Here is a 16661-nt window from a genome sequence, read left to right on the forward strand (position 1 = left end):
CCGCCAATGGCGGTTTTTTTATGCGGACAAATTTTCTTTGCGGAAGCTTATTTCACTGTGCTTACTTCAGTTCGCTTACTTCACTGGACTTACTTCAGTTGGCTCAAGATTAGCACTGGCTTGTCGTCGCTGTTGAGTAGCGTCAGGCGACCTTGCACTAGCTTAGCTTTAGCCACTAATGGCATTGCTTGCATCACTTTGTGCTCTTGTTGCATTAGCGCATCAACACAGGCTTTCATTGTGCTACCGGCAGGAGATAGCTTAAGCTCTTGGCCTTGCTGAGTATATTGACCGAAAAAGTTATTACAGCTGTTGTTGCCGTGTAATTTGCCTTCGGCCTCAAAGGTGATTTGCGCTGGGCTGTAATCGATAGTCGGTTGGCCTTGAACCATCTCAATGTGCCAGCTGCCCTCTAATGGAATGGTCTCATTTTGGGCGACATCGGTACTTTGGCAGGCGGTGAGTCCCAACAGTAGCGCACCTAAGATGAATGTTTGTTTTAACATCGTTACGGTTCCTTTTTCCATGGTTATGGCCATAGTGTGACAAGTTTTACTCAAGATCTAAAGAGGTTTATATGACGGACTCATTTAAAAGTACTATGAATTTGTTGAAGTTTTTACATTGGTTAGGTGTATTGATGCTAGTTTGTGGACTTGGGTTCTATATGTTGACGCAATGGAGTCTAGAGATAAGCGGCATGTTACTGATCTCAAGCCTGATTGGCTTAGGGTTGGTTCTAATGTCACCCTATCCCGTGGTGCTGTTTATCCAGTGGGCGAAGCGTCAGGATGAGCAATCTAAGTGATTTCTTGCTGCGTAATTAAACCAAAAACTCGTTAACTCGCCACTTTGTTAAATCAAAGCTCGGTTAACCTATCGTTTCGTTAAATCACTGCTTCATTAACTTAAAGCGCCGCCGAATCTGCGGCGGGGTTATCGTATAAGCTTGAGTCTATGGCGGGCTTAACTGGCGTGTCTTCAACCTCAGGCTTTGGTGGTTGCATTGAATCGAGTTTACCCCGCGCAAGTTCCATCATGGGCGCGAGTTTGGCGCTGGATTCTGGAGTGAAGAAACTGTAACTCGCATCGAGTTTAAGCTGGTGGTTTTGTTGTTCTAACTGTTTTTCTACCCGCTTCATAATATGCTGAATATCCCGCTCACCATCGACAAAGGCCAGTACCACAAATTGAGTGGTGTTGTAGTGGGCGGCTACGTCGGCGGTCCGTATCGTATCTTGGATCAACTTGCCTAACAGCCTGTGGTGATTATCTTCGAGGGGGATGGGCGTGTTATCTGGGCTCAGTAATTCAAAGAAGATGATGCCTGCATGGGCACCAAAGCGGCGGCCTAAATTGAGCTGTCTTGGCGCCATCATCAAAAAACCATAATGATTGAGCATGCCGGTTTCTTGGTCGCGCATCGAAAGGGATTCAATGCGATGGTTCTGGCACTGCAGAGATAATTCCTGTTGCAGCAATATCTGAAACGGTTCGAGCATAGCGGCATTGGCTAGCGGCTCTGCCATATGTGGGTTGAGTACGCACAGGGCGCCAAATTGGCTGCCATCGGGCCAAGCGATTGGGCGCGAGAGAATGTGCTGAATGCCATCAAAATCCCGTGGTAAATCATCCAACATAAAGCTGCCAAGGTTTTGATATAAACCGTCGGGTTGGCTGTTTTGTATCTGTTGAAAAAGTTCGAGTTCTGCGGGGTACAAAGTACCTGCGGTAAATTGTGGTGTTTCAGTGATTGCGCTGACAATGATCTCAAATCCTGCGCTGGTCTTTTGGAATATAAAAACCGTGTTAGCGTTGTAATAGCTGTTGATTAGCTCACATTGGTGCATCCAGCGAGTAAGATTCACTTGTTGATTGTCGCTATCAAGTAAACTCAAGTTGGGATTAATGGTTTCGGGCAACATACAAACGCCTAACTAGGGCTAAATATTCATTAAGTTTGGGAAATAAAAGGGGATTTAGCAAATCAAGGCACTAAATAATACCTTGTTCTAGCTGTGTCTATTAATCCAACCGAGTATACTGACGGCCTTAAATTGGGCCTAAAGCCAAGATGATGCCGTGAGAACACTGTGAAGATTAGATTAGCCTTACCCCAAGATGTTGATTTATTAGCGATGCTAGAGAAAAAACATCTCAATGACGAATTAGCCTCCGCCAATATGGGACTGCAAGGGCAAGCTTTTTCCCACAGTGAATTGAGCGAATTAGTGCAGCATCATTGGGTCGTAGTGGCGCAGGTTGAGCAGCAGATCGTCGGTTATGTGATTGCCGGCCGCTGGGGATTTTTCGAACATTGGCCCATTTATCGCGCTTTGTTGAATCGTTTGCCGCAACTCGATTGGGATGGACCAAAATTAACTAAGACTAACTCTTGCCAATACGGGCCGATTTGGGTGCAGCATACCTACCGTGGACAAGGGGTTTTCGAGGCGTTAGTCAGTGAAATTCGTCGCCAAGTTGCTCCGCATTTTAGCTATATGTTGACCTTTATTGCCGAAGATAATGAACGTTCCTTTGCCGCCCACTCGGGAAAAGCGCACATGCAGGTAGTGGATTTTTTCACTGTCTCAGCGCGGGATTACTATTTAATGGCGGCAAAGACCCAAGCTTAGTTGTTCGACGATAGAAATTAAGGATTCAATCTCTACTGTGTAAATAACCTGAGTTCAGGTTAAATAACGGAGATAAATACATGAAAGTACAATTTGTTGAGTCACTATTAACGGCCTATGCAGAAGTCAATTTATCGGCTTGGGACAACTTGAGAGTGGTCTTATCTGAATGCTCCCACCATGAATGTGAGGCGAGGGGATTTGAAGTCGAGTTTGTTTCCGATTCAGGGCAAGCGCAGCATTATTGGGTACAAGTGGGGAATATTTGGCTCGATTGTGGCCGAACCAATGCCTATTCGGCGACGATAACGCAACTGAGCGATGCGCAAGTCAGCCGCGCGAATACAAAAAAGGCGCTGGAGTGCGCCATTTTATCCCAAGAGCAGATTGGTCTACTGTGCATGCAAAACGCCCATTTCGACCATTGCTGAGTGCGTTAATTCAGGCTGATTAATATTTCTTCATCAGAAAGATGCGCTGAGGGGTAGTGGTGACTGTGCCTATGATCTCAAACCCTTGTTTTTCATAAAATACAGGGGCTTGAATCGATAAGGTATCCACTTGAGCTACCAGGCATCCCCGTTGCTTCGCCTCAGCTTCGGCAAGCGCCATCAGTTTATGCCCAAGCCCTGTGCCTCTGGTTTGGTCATCAACCCAGACAACATTGATTAAGAAGTTTTTATAGATAGTCCGTCCACCCACACCCCCAATCAACTTGCCATTTTCATCACGTGCTATGACAGTCAAAGGCACTGATTTCTCAGGCCCTAATAGCCCAGCATTAAATTGCCTAACGCCGTCTACCAGCGCATCCACAATCGCGTTATTTTCTTCATGAATAACTTCAAATTTCACTTAAATTTTTTCCTTAAAAATATTTTTTTGCTTTCAAATCATATAGCAACTATCAGTAAACTCAATGTTGGACAGAAATGTGTTGGAAAGTAGTGTCGGGGGACCTGTCACTTTAGTTGTTAGCAGTTTAGCGTTTGCTGATATCCACTCACACAGGCTTGCCATGGCATTCGCTCGTCAGTCCTTGGATGCTCGACCGCCCCGTCCATGGGGCGGACGGTCGTCTCGCTATCACCATGGCTCACTTTTTTGGTATTAACGGAACCTGTGGATTGAAAAGATTACACAACATACTTTTGGATAGAAATGTGTTGGAAAGTAGTGTTTTGGGAGCAGTAATTTCAGTTGTTAGAAGTTTAGCGTTTACGGGTATCCACTCACACAGGCTTGCCATGGCATTCGCTCACCGACACGCAGCTAGTCCATCCGTGGATGCTCGACCGCCCCGTCCATGGGGCGGACGGTCGTCTCGCTAATCACCATGGCGCACCTTTCGAGCATTCGCGTAATCTGTAGATTTACAAGACATACGCAACATACTTTGGGACAAAAATGAGCTAGATTTCTAGCTCATTTTTGTGAGTTTTGGATTAAAATTTCTATGGATTAACGCCCAATTAGGGAGTATACATTTTTGATACGACCTTAAAGGCATCGAGACTCAATTCTCCACAGTTCGATGCTACGGCATCAATCGCTGAAAAAAGTTCCTCATGCTCAGAGTCTTTGTCAAGCAAATAGACTGCCGATGCTTCCTGATATGTTAACCACGGTGATTGATTGCTAAATTTCCCATGTGCTTTGTCGATGAATTCGAAGCTTTCATTAATTACAAGATCGTATGGTGTTAGTCGTATTAAATTGAACTGAAGATAGTCTATGCATGAAAAAAGCTCAGTGTATGCATCACACGATTCCCGAAATATGGCCGGTAAATCAGGGTTGTTTTTACCTTCTATTTTATAATTGATGTTGTTCTTCATGTTGTGAACTATGCGCTCTATTTTGTGTAACGACTTATCAACATTCACATACGCCAAAATAACAGCATCAATTGTTTTTATTTTTTCACTAGACTGCAGGGCTTCGTGCTGTAGTTGTCTGTTCTTTGCTGATGAATCGCGATCTAACGACTCAAAACTCCAAGGAATACACCTCCCCTCGGAGTTGCCGCAGGGCGAATAGACAAATTGCGTGAGTTCGGTCATGGATGACCGACTAGCTTTCGCAGGTGCAGGGACGCATCCTTCGGAAGCGATAGCAAATTTGTCAATGAGCCCAAGGGGCTTTCAACTCCGTTGGGGGCGTCTTGGAGCATCCAAGGAGGATAGGACGAGCAGTCCTCCTTGGTCGGGTGTGGGGTGAAGCCCCACGACTTTGATTTTGATTAAAGCATTCAAAATACGAAACACACTTTGGAACAATAGCGTTTTAGCTGAACGCACTGCTAAAGGGGTGGCTGAGATTGGTATTGTTGCAACAGTGACCGTTGGCGACATGGTCGCTTATTCACATCCATGTGATCGCGACATTAGTATGTCCTATACAGCAGATGTCGCCGTCGAGCCTATAGGGATACTTTTTTAAATGAACGGGCGGAAGTCACAGGGGAAACAATGACAATTAATGCTGCACCACTGGCGATACAATTATCTTGCTTTGGGAAACCCAAATTGCAGGCATAAAAAAACCGCTGGATAGCGGTTTTTATATTTTGCAATCTTAATGGGTTTTAATCGAAACCGATTATAGACCCGCGTCAGCGCGCAGTGCTTCAGCTTTGTCAGTTGCTTCCCAAGGGAATTCGTTACGACCAAAGTGGCCATAAGCGGCAGTCGCTTGATAAATTGGACGTGCTAAATCGAGCATGGCCGTTAAACCGTATGGACGCAGTTCGAAGTGTTGACGTACTAACTTGATCAGCAAATCTTCAGACACTTTACCCGTACCGAAGGTTTCGATGCTGATAGAAGTCGGCTCTGCCACACCAATAGCGTAAGACACTTGGATTTCACAGCGATCAGCAAGACCTGCTGCCACTATGTTTTTTGCCACATAACGGGCAGCGTATGCCGCGCTACGGTCAACTTTTGATGGATCTTTACCAGAGAATGCGCCACCACCATGACGGGCCATGCCGCCGTAGGTATCAACGATGATCTTACGACCGGTTAAGCCGCAATCGCCTACTGGTCCACCGATAACAAAACGGCCAGTTGGGTTGATAAAGAACTTAGTGTCTTTGTTTAGCCATTGAGCCGGTAATACTGGCTTGATGATGGTTTCCATCACGCCTTCAATTAAGTCGGCTTGTGAAACGTCATCTCTGTGCTGAGTCGACAATACGACAGCATCAATACCGACAATTTTGCCATCATCATAGGCAAACGTGACTTGGCTTTTCGCATCTGGGCGTAACCAAGGCAGGGTGCCGTTTTTACGCACTTCAGACTGACGCTTCACTAATGCGTGGGCATAAGTGATAGGCGCTGGCATTAGGACGTCGGTTTCATTGTTGGCATAGCCAAACATTAACCCTTGGTCGCCTGCACCTTGCTCAGCTGGGTCAGCACGGTCTACACCTTGATTGATATCAGGTGATTGCTTACCAATGGCGTTTAATACCGCGCACGAGTCTGCATCAAAACCCATATCTGAGTGGGTATAACCAATTTCACGCACCGTTTTACGGGTGATTTCTTCGATATCAACCCAAGCAGAAGTCGTGACTTCGCCACCGACTAATACCATGCCAGTTTTGACATAAGTTTCACACGCCACGCGTGCTTTTGGATCTTGAGCCAGAATTGCATCTAGCACAGCATCAGAAATCTGATCTGCAATCTTATCGGGATGACCTTCTGAGACCGACTCAGAAGTAAACAAGTGCTTTGCCATAGTAGGAAAATCTCGTCGTTAGCATTCAAACGTGTAGAAGCATCTACATCTAGACGGCTATTTTAGTTTAAATCCGATTGCCGATCACCCCCAGTGAGAAAAAATCCTCTCAGATTGTGACCTGAAAACGACTATGCTCAGTCTTGAAATGGTTATTTTACTTATATTTCATAGTATTAAGTTTACTATGTTTTTGAGAAATTTATTTCTCTATTACAAGTGATCCTTGCGAGGCCCACTCAAGTAAACGCCAGTAAAGTGACTAGCTTGTTTCTACGAGTTTACGATTCGGCCATCTTTTGCTGAGTGAATGATAATTTTAGTTTGCGTCACACTGGCATGTAGGGGAAAATATGCATCCAAATTGCCCGCTAGACCCCACAAACAAGCAGGAGAGAGCATGTCTTCCCGTAAAGTACTCGCAAACGCAATCCGTGCGTTAAGTATGGATGCAGTTCAAAAAGCAAATTCAGGCCATCCCGGCGCCCCAATGGGTATGGCAGATATTGCTGAAGTGCTGTGGAATGATTTCCTTAAGCACAACCCGACCAATCCTAAATGGGTAGATAGAGACCGTTTCGTCCTTTCTAACGGTCACGGTTCAATGCTGATCTACTCTTTACTTCACCTGACAGGTTATGAATTACCCATCGAAGAACTGAAACAGTTCCGTCAATTGCATTCAAAAACCCCGGGTCACCCAGAATACGGTTACACCCCAGGTGTTGAAACCACAACGGGTCCACTCGGCGCGGGCATCAGCAATGCTGTCGGTATGGCGATTGCTGAAAAAACCTTAGCGGCGCAGTTTAACCGTGATGGTCACGATATCGTTGATCACTACACTTACTGCTTCGTCGGCGACGGCTGTTTGATGGAAGGTATTTCCCACGAAGCCTGTTCATTAGCCGGTACTTTAGGTCTAGGCAAACTGGTCGCATTTTGGGATGACAACGGTATTTCTATCGATGGCCATGTTGAAGGCTGGTTCACCGATGATACGCCAAAACGTTTTGAAGCTTACGGCTGGCATGTGATTGCCGGTGTTGACGGTCACGATAGCGCGGCAATCCGTGCTGCTATCGAAGCGGCGAAAGCGGTTACCGATAAACCAACCATGATTTGCTGCAAAACCATTATTGGTTTTGGTTCACCCAACAAATCTGGCAGCCACGATTGCCACGGCGCGCCATTAGGCGATGCGGAAATCGCCGCAGCCCGTGAATTCCTTGGCTGGCCACATGCACCATTTGAAATCCCTGCTGACGTTTATGCCGGTTGGGATGCCAAAGAAGCCGGTGCTGCCCGTGAAGCGGCATGGAACGAGAAGTTTGCGGCTTATAGCGCAGCTCACCCAGAACTGGCTGCTGAATATGAGCGCCGTGTACTGAAAGGTGAATTACCTGCTGATTTTGAAGAAAAAGCGCAGGCATTCGTGCAAGCATCACAGGACAAAGCCGAAGGTATTGCGAGCCGTAAAGCCTCACAAAATGCCATCGGTGCTTTCGGTGCTATGTTACCTGAACTGTTAGGCGGCTCTGCTGACTTAGCGGGTTCTAACTTGACATTGTGGTCAGGTTCTAAAGGTATTCAAGACGATCCAGCCGGTAACTATATTTACTACGGCGTGCGTGAATTTGGCATGAGCGGCATTATGAACGGTGCTTCGCTGCATGGTGGTTTCATCAATTACGGCGCAACTTTCATGATGTTCATGGAATACGCCCGTAACGCAGTCCGCATGTCGGCGCTGATGGGCATTCAAAACATCTTCGTTTATACCCATGACTCTATCGGTCAAGGTGAAGATGGTCCAACGCATCAGCCAGTTGAGCAATTAGCTAACCTGCGTATGACGCCAAATATGGCCGTATGGCGCCCATGTGATGCGGCAGAAACAGCGGTTTCTTGGAAAGCTGCGATTCAACGTCGCAATGCGCCAACGTCACTGATTTTCAGCCGTCAAAACCTCAAAGCCCAAGCGCGTACCGCTGAGCAATTAGCCAACGTGGCTAAAGGTGCTTATGTACTGCAAGACTGTGCGGGTACACCAGAACTGATCCTGATCGCAACCGGTAGCGAAGTACAATTGGCGATGGATTCTGCGGCAGCATTAATCGAACAAGGTAAACAAGTTCGCGTGGTCTCTATGCCATCGACAACTGAGTTCGATAAGCAAGATGCAGCGTATAAAGAATCGGTATTACCACGTGCTGTGACTAAACGTGTGGCTATCGAAGCGGCGCATACCGATTTCTGGTACAAGTACGTCGGTTTTGAAGGCACTGTTGTTGGCATGACCACTTTTGGTGAGTCAGCGCCGGGTAACGTGCTATTGAATCACTTCGGTTTCACCGTTGAAAATGTGCTGAATGCTGCAAAATCATTGGGCTAATCGCTCAAGGGATTAGATTCAATACAAAAGGTTAAACTTTTTAAGTGTTAATCTGTATAATGCGGCCTGCAATCTTTTGCAGGCCGTTTTTGTATTTAGAGGAAATTGAGACCTCAATGATCCGAGTCGCTATCAATGGTTATGGCCGTATCGGCCGCTCTATTCTTCGTGCTTTGTACGAGTCTGGAAAACGGCAGCAAATGCAGATTGTCGCGATTAATGAATTAGCTAAACCTGAAGCCATTATTCATCTGACCCAGTACGACACCACCCACGGTCGGTTTGCGCACAAAGTGAAACTCGTCGATGATCACATGCTGATTGGCGACGATGCGATAAAAATTCTCCACGAGCCCGATCCCACAAAACTCCCTTGGCACGAGATGGACATAGACATTGTCTATGAGGCCACAGGTGTATTACTCGATCGTCAAAGCTGCGAAGCCCATATTCATGCTGGTGCTAAACAAGTGCTGATAAGCCATCCATCCTCAGCCGATGTCGATGGCACGATTGTCTATGGTGTGAACCACGATTTACTCCGCGCCGAACACACAGTCGTTTCTAACGCTTCTTGTACGACTAACTGTATCGTACCTGTGATCGACGTGCTCGACCGCCACTTCGGCGTTAAAAGCGGCGCCATTACCACTATCCATTCGGCGATGAACGATCAGCAAGTGATTGATGCTTATCATGATGATTTACGTCGTACCCGCGCCGCTGGCCAATCGATTATCCCTGTAGACACTAAGCTTGCCCGCGGTATTGAGCGGATTTTGCCGCACATGAAAGATAAGTTTGAAGCGATTTCGGTGCGCGTGCCCACCATCAACGTGACCGCAATCGATTTGTCTGTGACGCTTGAGAAAACCGTCGATATTGCCACTGTGAATCATGTGCTGGAGTCGGCAGCCAATGGGCGGTTTAACGGCATTTTGGGTTATACTGATGAGCCCTTGGTTTCATGTGATTTCAACCATGATCCGCGCTCCAGTATTGTTGACGGTACCCAGACCCGTGTCAGCGCCGGTCAGTTGGTGAAGCTGTTGTTGTGGTGCGATAACGAGTGGGGTTTTGCCAACCGTATGTTAGATACGAGTTTGGCGATGATCGCAGCCAAGCGAGGCTGATAAAAAGTAGATTATTCACCGGTGGGTCACTCAGTTATATGCCAATTCGACGGGATGTCGAGCGCCTAGCGGCAGTAAACTGATACCGGCCATGTGTGAAACCAGTTTGTTTTTTGATTATAAAAGGAAGCGTTACTATGGCAATTATCAATATGTCAGATTTGGATCTACAAGGTAAGCGCGTGCTTATTCGTGAAGATCTCAATGTGCCTGTTAGCAACGGCGTCGTCACCAGTGATGCACGTCTGCGCGCCTCTCTCCCAACTATCGAGTTGGCCCTTACTAAAGGCGCCGCTGTGATGGTGATGTCGCACTTAGGTCGTCCGACCGAAGGTGAATACAATCCCGAATATTCTATGCAACCTGTGGTTGACTACTTGGCTAAATCCTTGTCGTGTCCTGTGCGTTTAGCGACGGATTATTTAGACGGCGTCGACGTTGCCGTCGGTGAAGTGGTTGTGTTCGAAAACGTGCGTTTCAACGTGGGTGAAGGTAAGAACAACGAAGCCTTATCGAAAAAAATGGCTGCGCTGTGTGATGTCTATGTTATGGACGCTTTTGGTACTGCACATCGCGCCCAAGCATCGACTCACGGCGTTGGCATGTTTGCCCCCATCGCCTGTGCCGGTCCATTACTGGCGCAAGAATTAGATGCCTTAGGCAAAGCGTTAGATAATCCTGCGCGTCCTATGGTGGCGATTGTCGGTGGCTCTAAAGTATCAACTAAGCTGACTGTGCTAGAAAGCCTTTCAGGTATCGTTGACCAGCTAGTGGTTGGCGGCGGTATTGCCAATACTTTCATCGCGGCGGCGGGCTACAATGTCGGTAAATCACTGTATGAAGCGGATTTGATCGACGAAGCTAAACGTTTAGTGGCCAATGCTAAGAGCCGTGGCGCCGATATTCCTGTGCCGACTGATGTGGTCGTGGCAGGCGAGTTTAGCCCAACGGCAGCGGCAACCTTAAAATCAGTTAGCGAAGTTGCTGATGGCGAAATGATTTTTGATATTGGTCCAGATAGCGCTGAAGCTCTGGCTAAAATCATAGAATCTGCTGGCACTATCGTGTGGAACGGCCCTGTGGGCGTGTTTGAATTCGACCAATTTGGTGAAGGTACTAAGCGTATCGCCCAAGCGATTGCCGATTCAAAAGCCTTCTCTATCGCAGGCGGTGGTGACACTTTGGCTGCGGTTGATAAGTACGGTATTGCCGATAAAGTGTCTTACATTTCGACTGGCGGCGGCGCTTTCCTCGAGTTCCTCGAAGGTAAAGAGTTACCTGCTGTGGCTATGTTAGAAAAGCGCGGCGCTTAATTATTAAGTTTTAAAATACGCGGCGCATAAGACGCCGCGATAAGCTCTGATATCATCAAAGCTTGATAATAAATAAAAGAATTATAAAAAAACCGCCCGTGTTTATTTTAGATATTTTTTCAGGTACTTATTTTAGGTGCTTGTTTAAGGTATCTATCTGAATACGGGTATAAAAATCCATCCAAACGATAGTGACCTCGGTGACCAAGCGTTGCAGAATGTGACAGTCACCCTATTATTGGAGTTAAAAAATGGCGTTAATTTCCCTACGACAACTACTCGACCACGCGGCAGAACATGGATACGGTGTGCCTGCGTTCAACGTTAATAACTTAGAGCAGATGCGTGCCATCATGCAGGCCGCTGAAGCAACAGACAGCCCTGTTATTGTGCAAGCTTCTGCTGGTGCGCGTAAATATGCTCGCCCACAGTTCTTAAAATATTTGATGGCTGCAGCCCTTGAGCAGTACCCAGATATTCCTGTGTGTATTCACCAAGACCACGGTACCGATCCTGATATCTGTCAGCGTTCAATCCAATTAGGCATGTCATCAGTGATGATGGATGGCTCTTTGATGGCTGACGGCAAAACCCCTGCATCGTATGACTACAACGTCGATGTCACTCGTCGCACAGTGGCATTTGCCCATGCGTGTGGCGTGTCAGTTGAAGGCGAAATCGGCTGTTTAGGCAGTTTAGAAACTGGCCAAGCAGGCGAAGAAGACGGTATTGGTGCTGTGGGTACATTAAGCATGGATCAAATGCTGACTACCCCTGATGAAGCGGCGCGTTTCGTTGCTGATACCCATGTTGATGCCTTAGCCATCGCTATCGGTACTAGTCACGGTGCTTACAAGTTCAGCCGTAAACCTACGGGCGATGTACTGCGTATCGACCGCATCAAAGAAATCCATGCGCGTATTCCTAATACTCACTTAGTGATGCACGGTTCATCTTCAGTGCCACAAGAATGGCTACAGATCATCAACCAATACGGTGGTCAGATCCCTGAAACCTACGGCGTGCCATTAGAAGAAATCGTTGAAGGTATCAAACACGGTGTGCGTAAGGTGAATATCGATACTGACTTACGTTTAGCATCAACAGGTGCGGTACGTAAGTTCTTAGCGGAACACCCAAGTGAATTTGACCCACGTAAATTCTTGAAAGCGTCAATGGAAGCTATGGCAGACATCTGTACTGTTCGCTACGAAGCTTTCGGTTGTGCAGGTCAAGCATCTAAGATTAAACCATTGTCTTTACAAGCAATGTATAAAGCGTATCAGTCTGGCGCCTTAGATCCTAAGATCAACATGTAAGCGTTATCGCTAGGACAAAAACCCGCTAATGCGGGTTTTTTTATGCTTAAAATAGATGCAATTTTCATTTTTTAATCGTCAATGCTAATATTGCGCAGATTTTCAGGGGAAAAAACTAACCCATATTAATATGTGCTTATCCAGCTTGGCTGGGACGAACAGATATTTATAGGGATTGGATTTAACGGAACAGGAACGGATAAACATGAAAAAAGTACTGACCGCAGCGATATTAATGACTGCACCTTTTATGGCGACTGCAGGGGCCGATTTTGTAAAAGGCGACAAGACATTCGCTGGTGAAGCTGAGTTAGGTGCCACCTTAACCACAGGTAACACTGAAACCTCATCATTTAAGGGACGTTTAAATCTTAAGCATGAGCTTGGCGATTGGGAAAATCAGTACTTACTAGAAGGTTTATACAAAGAAGATACCGGTTCTGTCACCGCGAAACGCTATTTAGCGGGCGCACAGGGTAACTACATGATGACAGACCGTAGCTACCTGTTTGCTAATGCCAGTTATGAAGTCGACCCGTTTACCGGTTATGACTACACCCTATCTGGCGCAGCGGGTTATGGTCATAGACTGTATGACACCAGCAAGACCTTTTTAGATGTTGAAGTGGGTCCGGGTTATATCTATCAACGTCTCGATACTGAGCAAGCGCTTATCGAAGGTTATGACACCAACGACAGCGTTGTTGCCCACGGCGTTATTAACTTTGAAACTGAAATCACTGAAACCTCTAAATTCCAGCAGCGTTTCGTTGCCGATTACGGTGACAAGTTAGATGCCCGTTCTGAAACCTCATTAACGGCAAATATTATCGGCGCATTGGCGATGAAGTTTGCCATTATTGTGCGTTACAACAGCGAGCCGCTGGATGATAAGAAAAGCACAGATACCGAAACCAATATGACCTTGTTATATGCTTTCTAATGCTGTGACACTGATTTAAAACAAAAAAGCACCTTCGAGGTGCTTTTTTATTGGCTGTTTTTGGACTAAGTTGAATATACGTTAAGCTTTTCTTTATTAGTAACATCTGTAGTTATACAAAAATTAATGTTTTAAATGCCTTTGGTTATAGGGTAATGCATAGAAAGTTGCGTTTTATCAACATTTGCTATGCCGAAGCTATGGTAATTTTCGACTAATTTCCTACGTAGAGATGAACTTTAATGAAATTACAGCGGTTGTTTAAAGGCAGTGGAATGGCGTTGTGGAGTCTATTCTGCGTTGCAATATTGAGCGGATTCTCACCTGCAGCATGGGCTATGACAGAAGGGGCAGATCGGCTTAATTTAACCGCCGCGAGCGTGGGTTATGTTGCTGTCTGTGTGTTTGTGCTGGCTTATGTACTTGTGATGGCCGAGGAGACATTACATTTACGCAAGTCGAAACCTGTGCTCGTTGCGGCAGGGATCATCTGGGGCATGATAGGTTTTGTCTATATGCAAAACGGCATGTCCGAAGTGTCGGAAGCGGCATTCAAGCAAAACTTGCTCGAATACGCCGAGCTACTGCTCTTCTTGCTGGTGGCGATGACCTATATCAATGCCATGGAAGAACGTAATCTGTTCGATGCGATCCGCGGCTGGCTGGTGGGTCGTGGTTTTAGCCTGCGAACTGTGTTTTGGTTAACGGGCTTTATGGCGTTTTTCATCTCGCCTGTGGCCGATAACTTAACCACAGCTTTACTGATGTGCGCTGTGGTGATGAAGGTTGGGGCAGGGCAACGCAAGTTTATTACCCTTGCCTGTATCAACATTGTCGTTGCCGCCAACGCGGGTGGCGCGTTTAGCCCCTTTGGTGACATCACGACCTTAATGGTATGGCAAAAGGGCCTAGTGCACTTTGGCGATTTCTTTAATCTGTTCATTCCCGCCCTCGTTAACTTTGCCTTACCCGCCGCCATTATGAGTGTGTTCATCCCGCATTTTGTGCCTGAGCCTGAAAAAGAGCATGTGTACACTAAGCCCGGTGCTAAACGCATTGTGGGGCTGTTTTTACTCACTATTGCTACGGCAGTGTGTGCCCATTCCTTCTTAGGTATGCCGCCTGTACTGGGCATGATGACGGGATTAGGCTTTCTGCAATTCTTTGGTTTTTACCTGCGTAAAACCTTCAATCGTTCCGTTGCTCGCGAACGTGAAAAGGCGGAATTAAGACAAGACAAATTACGCCTGCAGCAACTTGGCAGTGTGGTGCCATTTGATGTGTTCAGCCGCATTTCCCGCGCCGAGTGGGATACTTTGCTGTTCTTTTATGGCGTAGTGTTATGCGTCGGCGGCCTAGGTTTTATGGGATATTTGAGCTTAGTGTCTGAGGCCATGTACTCACATTGGGATGTCACCTATGCCAACGTTGCCGTGGGTTTACTTTCGTCTGTGATTGATAATATTCCTGTGATGTTTGCGGTATTGACCATGAATCCCGATATGGCATTGGGACAGTGGTTACTGGTAACGCTGACCGCTGGGGTAGGTGGAAGTTTGCTCTCGATTGGCAGTGCGGCAGGAGTTGCCCTGATGGGGCAAGCGCGCGGCATTTACACCTTTGGGGCACATCTGCGGTGGACGCCTGTGATAGCTTTAGGTTATGTGGCGAGCATTTTAGTGCACATGTGGTTAAACGCCGCGATGTTCTAACACTGCGTTAGCTTGATTATCGTTTATCGAGACAGGCTTGCGGTTTGTCTCACGAAAATTAACTATTTGCTGGCTTGGGTTAGCAAGATCACATTAATCATTGGTTGGCTTGCATAGACTTAACTCCGTGTTTTTATGGAGTTGAGTTAATGTGTATGCAATTGGGAGACTGCAGGTTTGATCGAGAACGAGGCATGCTGATTGAGTTGTCTCGCGATGAATCTTGGCATCTTTCTCGGGCCGAGTTACAAGTGATCACGTTATTGCTTGAACACCAAGGTCAGTTAGTTTCAAAGCACATGCTAAAAACGGGGGATGGACAAGGTCCGCCATTAACCGATGCCTCTGTGTCCCGCGCCATATCCACGCTCCGCTCCTTTCTTGGCCCTCAGCACGAGGGCTTGATCGAAACCGTTAAAGGCCAAGGTTATTTGTTGCGGCCATCAAACGGCAGCGAATATCGAGGCGTCAATTACCTCAGACTACACACTGTGCCTTTGTGGAGTGCCTTAGTGTTATTCGGGGTGATGTTGGCGTTTTCGGTGTTTTATCTGAAACACACAGATCACAGCAAGCCGACCCAAGCTTTGATGACGTCGATACTGTCGTTAGCCTCGGGTCAGCAAGTGCGCTTGAACTTATATGCCGACTCCAGTGCGAGTAACACCTTACTGTTCGAAATGGGCGAGCGCTTAAGTGCGGGCCTCATTGCCTGTGGCAAGAGCGATTGGGCGGATGTTTATGCGTCTTTATCCCATGACAAACAGGTGCTTAATATGACGTTTCGCGGTGAAAAACTCGACCAGTCAGTGCTCCGCAATATTAGCATCAGCGATTTTTCTCGCCCCAAAGCATTCATCGACTCTGCCTGGCTGCGCGAGGTGGATATCTGTGGCTAAATGGCTCAAGTGGACCATCAATATTGTTATTTTGTCGGCCTTGATTGCGGCTTGCGGGGTGATTTATAAACAGTCGGCAACGAGCCGGACCATGATGTTGAGTTGCAGTTCAGAACTGTTTGATCGCCACTCGAGTGCGAATCCCAGTATCAGCGGCAGTGTTGGTATTGCCAGCAGTGACAATAAATTTTACCTGCTTGTGGACGTATTGATTGCCGCCGACAAAGCGCAAATCAACTACCGTTACTTTAATTTTGATGGCACCAGTGCGGGCCATATTTCGATGCGTGGCAAGGTCGACAGCATTGAGGCCAATAGCATGACCTATAGGGTTGCAGTGGAGACGAAAACTGAATCGGAAATGGAAAAGCAAAAAAATTGGCCAGAACACATGAAATATCTATCTAACATCAGCAGTTTACCGTTTCGCGATTCTGGGGTGAATAATTTCAGTATTGAAGTGTTGGATATGGATGACACTAAGGATTATGCCGTGGTGTTATTCCAACCCAGCAATACGATTTGTGGATGCCGAATCGTAAATAGTCGAATTTAATC

The 16661-nt window shown here is 46.7% G+C and carries 16 protein-coding genes; 11 read left to right on the forward strand and 5 right to left on the reverse strand.

Translation table 11 applies throughout. The features are described 5' to 3' along the window. Positions 1-89 precede the first annotated feature (89 nt). A complete protein-coding gene (locus BM607_RS09985; RefSeq protein WP_006080326.1) occupies positions 90-506 on the reverse strand; it encodes an META domain-containing protein in 417 nt (138 codons plus the stop codon). A 71-nt stretch (positions 507-577) separates the two neighbouring features. Between BM607_RS09985 and BM607_RS09990 the strand changes: the two genes are divergently transcribed. Then, a complete protein-coding gene (locus BM607_RS09990) occupies positions 578-808 on the forward strand; it encodes a hypothetical protein (protein WP_006080327.1) in 231 nt (76 codons plus the stop codon). A 100-nt stretch (positions 809-908) separates the two neighbouring features. On the opposite strand, the gene BM607_RS09995 is transcribed toward BM607_RS09990, so the two are convergent. Then, on the reverse strand, positions 909-1925 hold the full coding sequence (locus BM607_RS09995) for a GGDEF domain-containing protein (protein WP_071938521.1): 1017 nt from the start codon (positions 1923-1925) through the stop codon (positions 909-911). Between the two features lie 168 nt (positions 1926-2093). Here BM607_RS09995 and BM607_RS10000 point away from each other — a divergent pair, with 168 nt between their 5' ends. Further along, complete coding sequence (locus BM607_RS10000; RefSeq protein WP_071938520.1) at positions 2094-2636, forward strand: GNAT family N-acetyltransferase; 543 nt, start codon at positions 2094-2096, stop codon at positions 2634-2636. An 80-nt stretch (positions 2637-2716) separates the two neighbouring features. Beyond that, the gene (locus BM607_RS10005; RefSeq protein ID WP_071938519.1) at positions 2717-3067 is read left to right on the forward strand and encodes a hypothetical protein; all 351 of its coding nucleotides are present in this window, start codon (positions 2717-2719) and stop codon (positions 3065-3067) included. A gap of 19 nt (positions 3068-3086) precedes the next feature. Here the strand turns inward: BM607_RS10005 and BM607_RS10010 are convergent, their stop codons facing one another. The 3 genes from BM607_RS10010 to metK all read right to left on the reverse strand — a co-directional run bounded on the left by BM607_RS10010 (position 3087) and on the right by metK (position 6389). Then, the gene (locus BM607_RS10010; RefSeq protein ID WP_011845882.1) at positions 3087-3491 is read right to left on the reverse strand and encodes a GNAT family N-acetyltransferase; all 405 of its coding nucleotides are present in this window, start codon (positions 3489-3491) and stop codon (positions 3087-3089) included. Between the two features lie 617 nt (positions 3492-4108). Continuing rightward, positions 4109-4699, reverse strand: coding sequence for a hypothetical protein (locus BM607_RS10015; protein ID WP_249269580.1), 591 nt, complete (start codon positions 4697-4699; stop codon positions 4109-4111). Positions 4700-5237: 538 nt separating this feature from the next. Then, a complete protein-coding gene (gene metK / locus BM607_RS10025; protein WP_006080333.1) occupies positions 5238-6389 on the reverse strand; it encodes a methionine adenosyltransferase in 1152 nt (383 codons plus the stop codon). Between the two features lie 400 nt (positions 6390-6789). On the opposite strand from metK, the gene tkt reads away from it, so the two are divergent. From tkt to BM607_RS10065, 8 genes are all read left to right on the forward strand, one after another. Further along, positions 6790-8784: a transketolase gene (gene tkt / locus BM607_RS10030; protein ID WP_071938517.1), complete on the forward strand. Its 1995-nt coding sequence runs from the start codon at positions 6790-6792 to the stop codon at positions 8782-8784. Between the two features lie 116 nt (positions 8785-8900). Then, a complete protein-coding gene (gene epd, locus BM607_RS10035; protein WP_012588472.1) occupies positions 8901-9917 on the forward strand; it encodes an erythrose-4-phosphate dehydrogenase in 1017 nt (338 codons plus the stop codon). Positions 9918-10054: 137 nt separating this feature from the next. Next, positions 10055-11230, forward strand: coding sequence for a phosphoglycerate kinase (locus BM607_RS10040; protein WP_071938516.1), 1176 nt, complete (start codon positions 10055-10057; stop codon positions 11228-11230). 251 nt (positions 11231-11481) lie between these two features. Beyond that, positions 11482-12549 (forward strand): class II fructose-bisphosphate aldolase, encoded by a 1068-nt coding sequence (gene fba / locus BM607_RS10045; protein ID WP_006084020.1) that lies wholly within the window; start codon positions 11482-11484, stop codon positions 12547-12549. A gap of 205 nt (positions 12550-12754) precedes the next feature. After that, entirely contained in the window at positions 12755-13492 is a 738-nt protein-coding gene (locus BM607_RS10050; RefSeq protein WP_006080338.1) for a DUF481 domain-containing protein, read from the forward strand. A 242-nt stretch (positions 13493-13734) separates the two neighbouring features. After that, the gene (gene nhaD / locus BM607_RS10055) at positions 13735-15204 is read left to right on the forward strand and encodes a sodium:proton antiporter NhaD (protein WP_006080339.1); all 1470 of its coding nucleotides are present in this window, start codon (positions 13735-13737) and stop codon (positions 15202-15204) included. 149 nt (positions 15205-15353) lie between these two features. Then, positions 15354-16103: a helix-turn-helix domain-containing protein gene (locus BM607_RS10060; protein ID WP_071938515.1), complete on the forward strand. Its 750-nt coding sequence runs from the start codon at positions 15354-15356 to the stop codon at positions 16101-16103. Then, positions 16096-16659: a hypothetical protein gene (locus BM607_RS10065; RefSeq protein ID WP_071938514.1), complete on the forward strand. Its 564-nt coding sequence runs from the start codon at positions 16096-16098 to the stop codon at positions 16657-16659. Before BM607_RS10060 ends, BM607_RS10065 begins: the two co-directional genes overlap by 8 nt. Positions 16660-16661 lie beyond the last annotated feature (2 nt).

It is taken from the genome of Shewanella sp. SACH (assembly GCF_001887095.2).
Taxonomy (GTDB): Bacteria; Pseudomonadota; Gammaproteobacteria; order Enterobacterales; family Shewanellaceae; genus Shewanella; species Shewanella baltica.

Excerpts from the sequence above, each read along its gene's own strand:
- BM607_RS09985 (WP_006080326.1), bottom strand. The coding sequence starts at position 506 with ATGTTAAAACAAACATTCATCTTAGGTGCGCTACTGTTGGGACTCACC.
- BM607_RS09990 (WP_006080327.1), top strand. The coding sequence starts at position 578 with ATGACGGACTCATTTAAAAGTACTATGAATTTGTTGAAGTTTTTACAT.
- BM607_RS09995 (WP_071938521.1), bottom strand. The coding sequence starts at position 1,925 with ATGTTGCCCGAAACCATTAATCCCAACTTGAGTTTACTTGATAGCGAC.
- BM607_RS10005 (WP_071938519.1), top strand. The coding sequence starts at position 2,717 with ATGAAAGTACAATTTGTTGAGTCACTATTAACGGCCTATGCAGAAGTC.
- BM607_RS10015 (WP_249269580.1), bottom strand. The coding sequence starts at position 4,699 with ATGACCGAACTCACGCAATTTGTCTATTCGCCCTGCGGCAACTCCGAG.
- metK (WP_006080333.1), bottom strand. The coding sequence starts at position 6,389 with ATGGCAAAGCACTTGTTTACTTCTGAGTCGGTCTCAGAAGGTCATCCC.
- tkt (WP_071938517.1), top strand. The coding sequence starts at position 6,790 with ATGTCTTCCCGTAAAGTACTCGCAAACGCAATCCGTGCGTTAAGTATG.
- epd (WP_012588472.1), top strand. The coding sequence starts at position 8,901 with ATGATCCGAGTCGCTATCAATGGTTATGGCCGTATCGGCCGCTCTATT.
- BM607_RS10040 (WP_071938516.1), top strand. The coding sequence starts at position 10,055 with ATGGCAATTATCAATATGTCAGATTTGGATCTACAAGGTAAGCGCGTG.
- fba (WP_006084020.1), top strand. The coding sequence starts at position 11,482 with ATGGCGTTAATTTCCCTACGACAACTACTCGACCACGCGGCAGAACAT.
- BM607_RS10050 (WP_006080338.1), top strand. The coding sequence starts at position 12,755 with ATGAAAAAAGTACTGACCGCAGCGATATTAATGACTGCACCTTTTATG.
- nhaD (WP_006080339.1), top strand. The coding sequence starts at position 13,735 with ATGAAATTACAGCGGTTGTTTAAAGGCAGTGGAATGGCGTTGTGGAGT.
- BM607_RS10060 (WP_071938515.1), top strand. The coding sequence starts at position 15,354 with ATGTGTATGCAATTGGGAGACTGCAGGTTTGATCGAGAACGAGGCATG.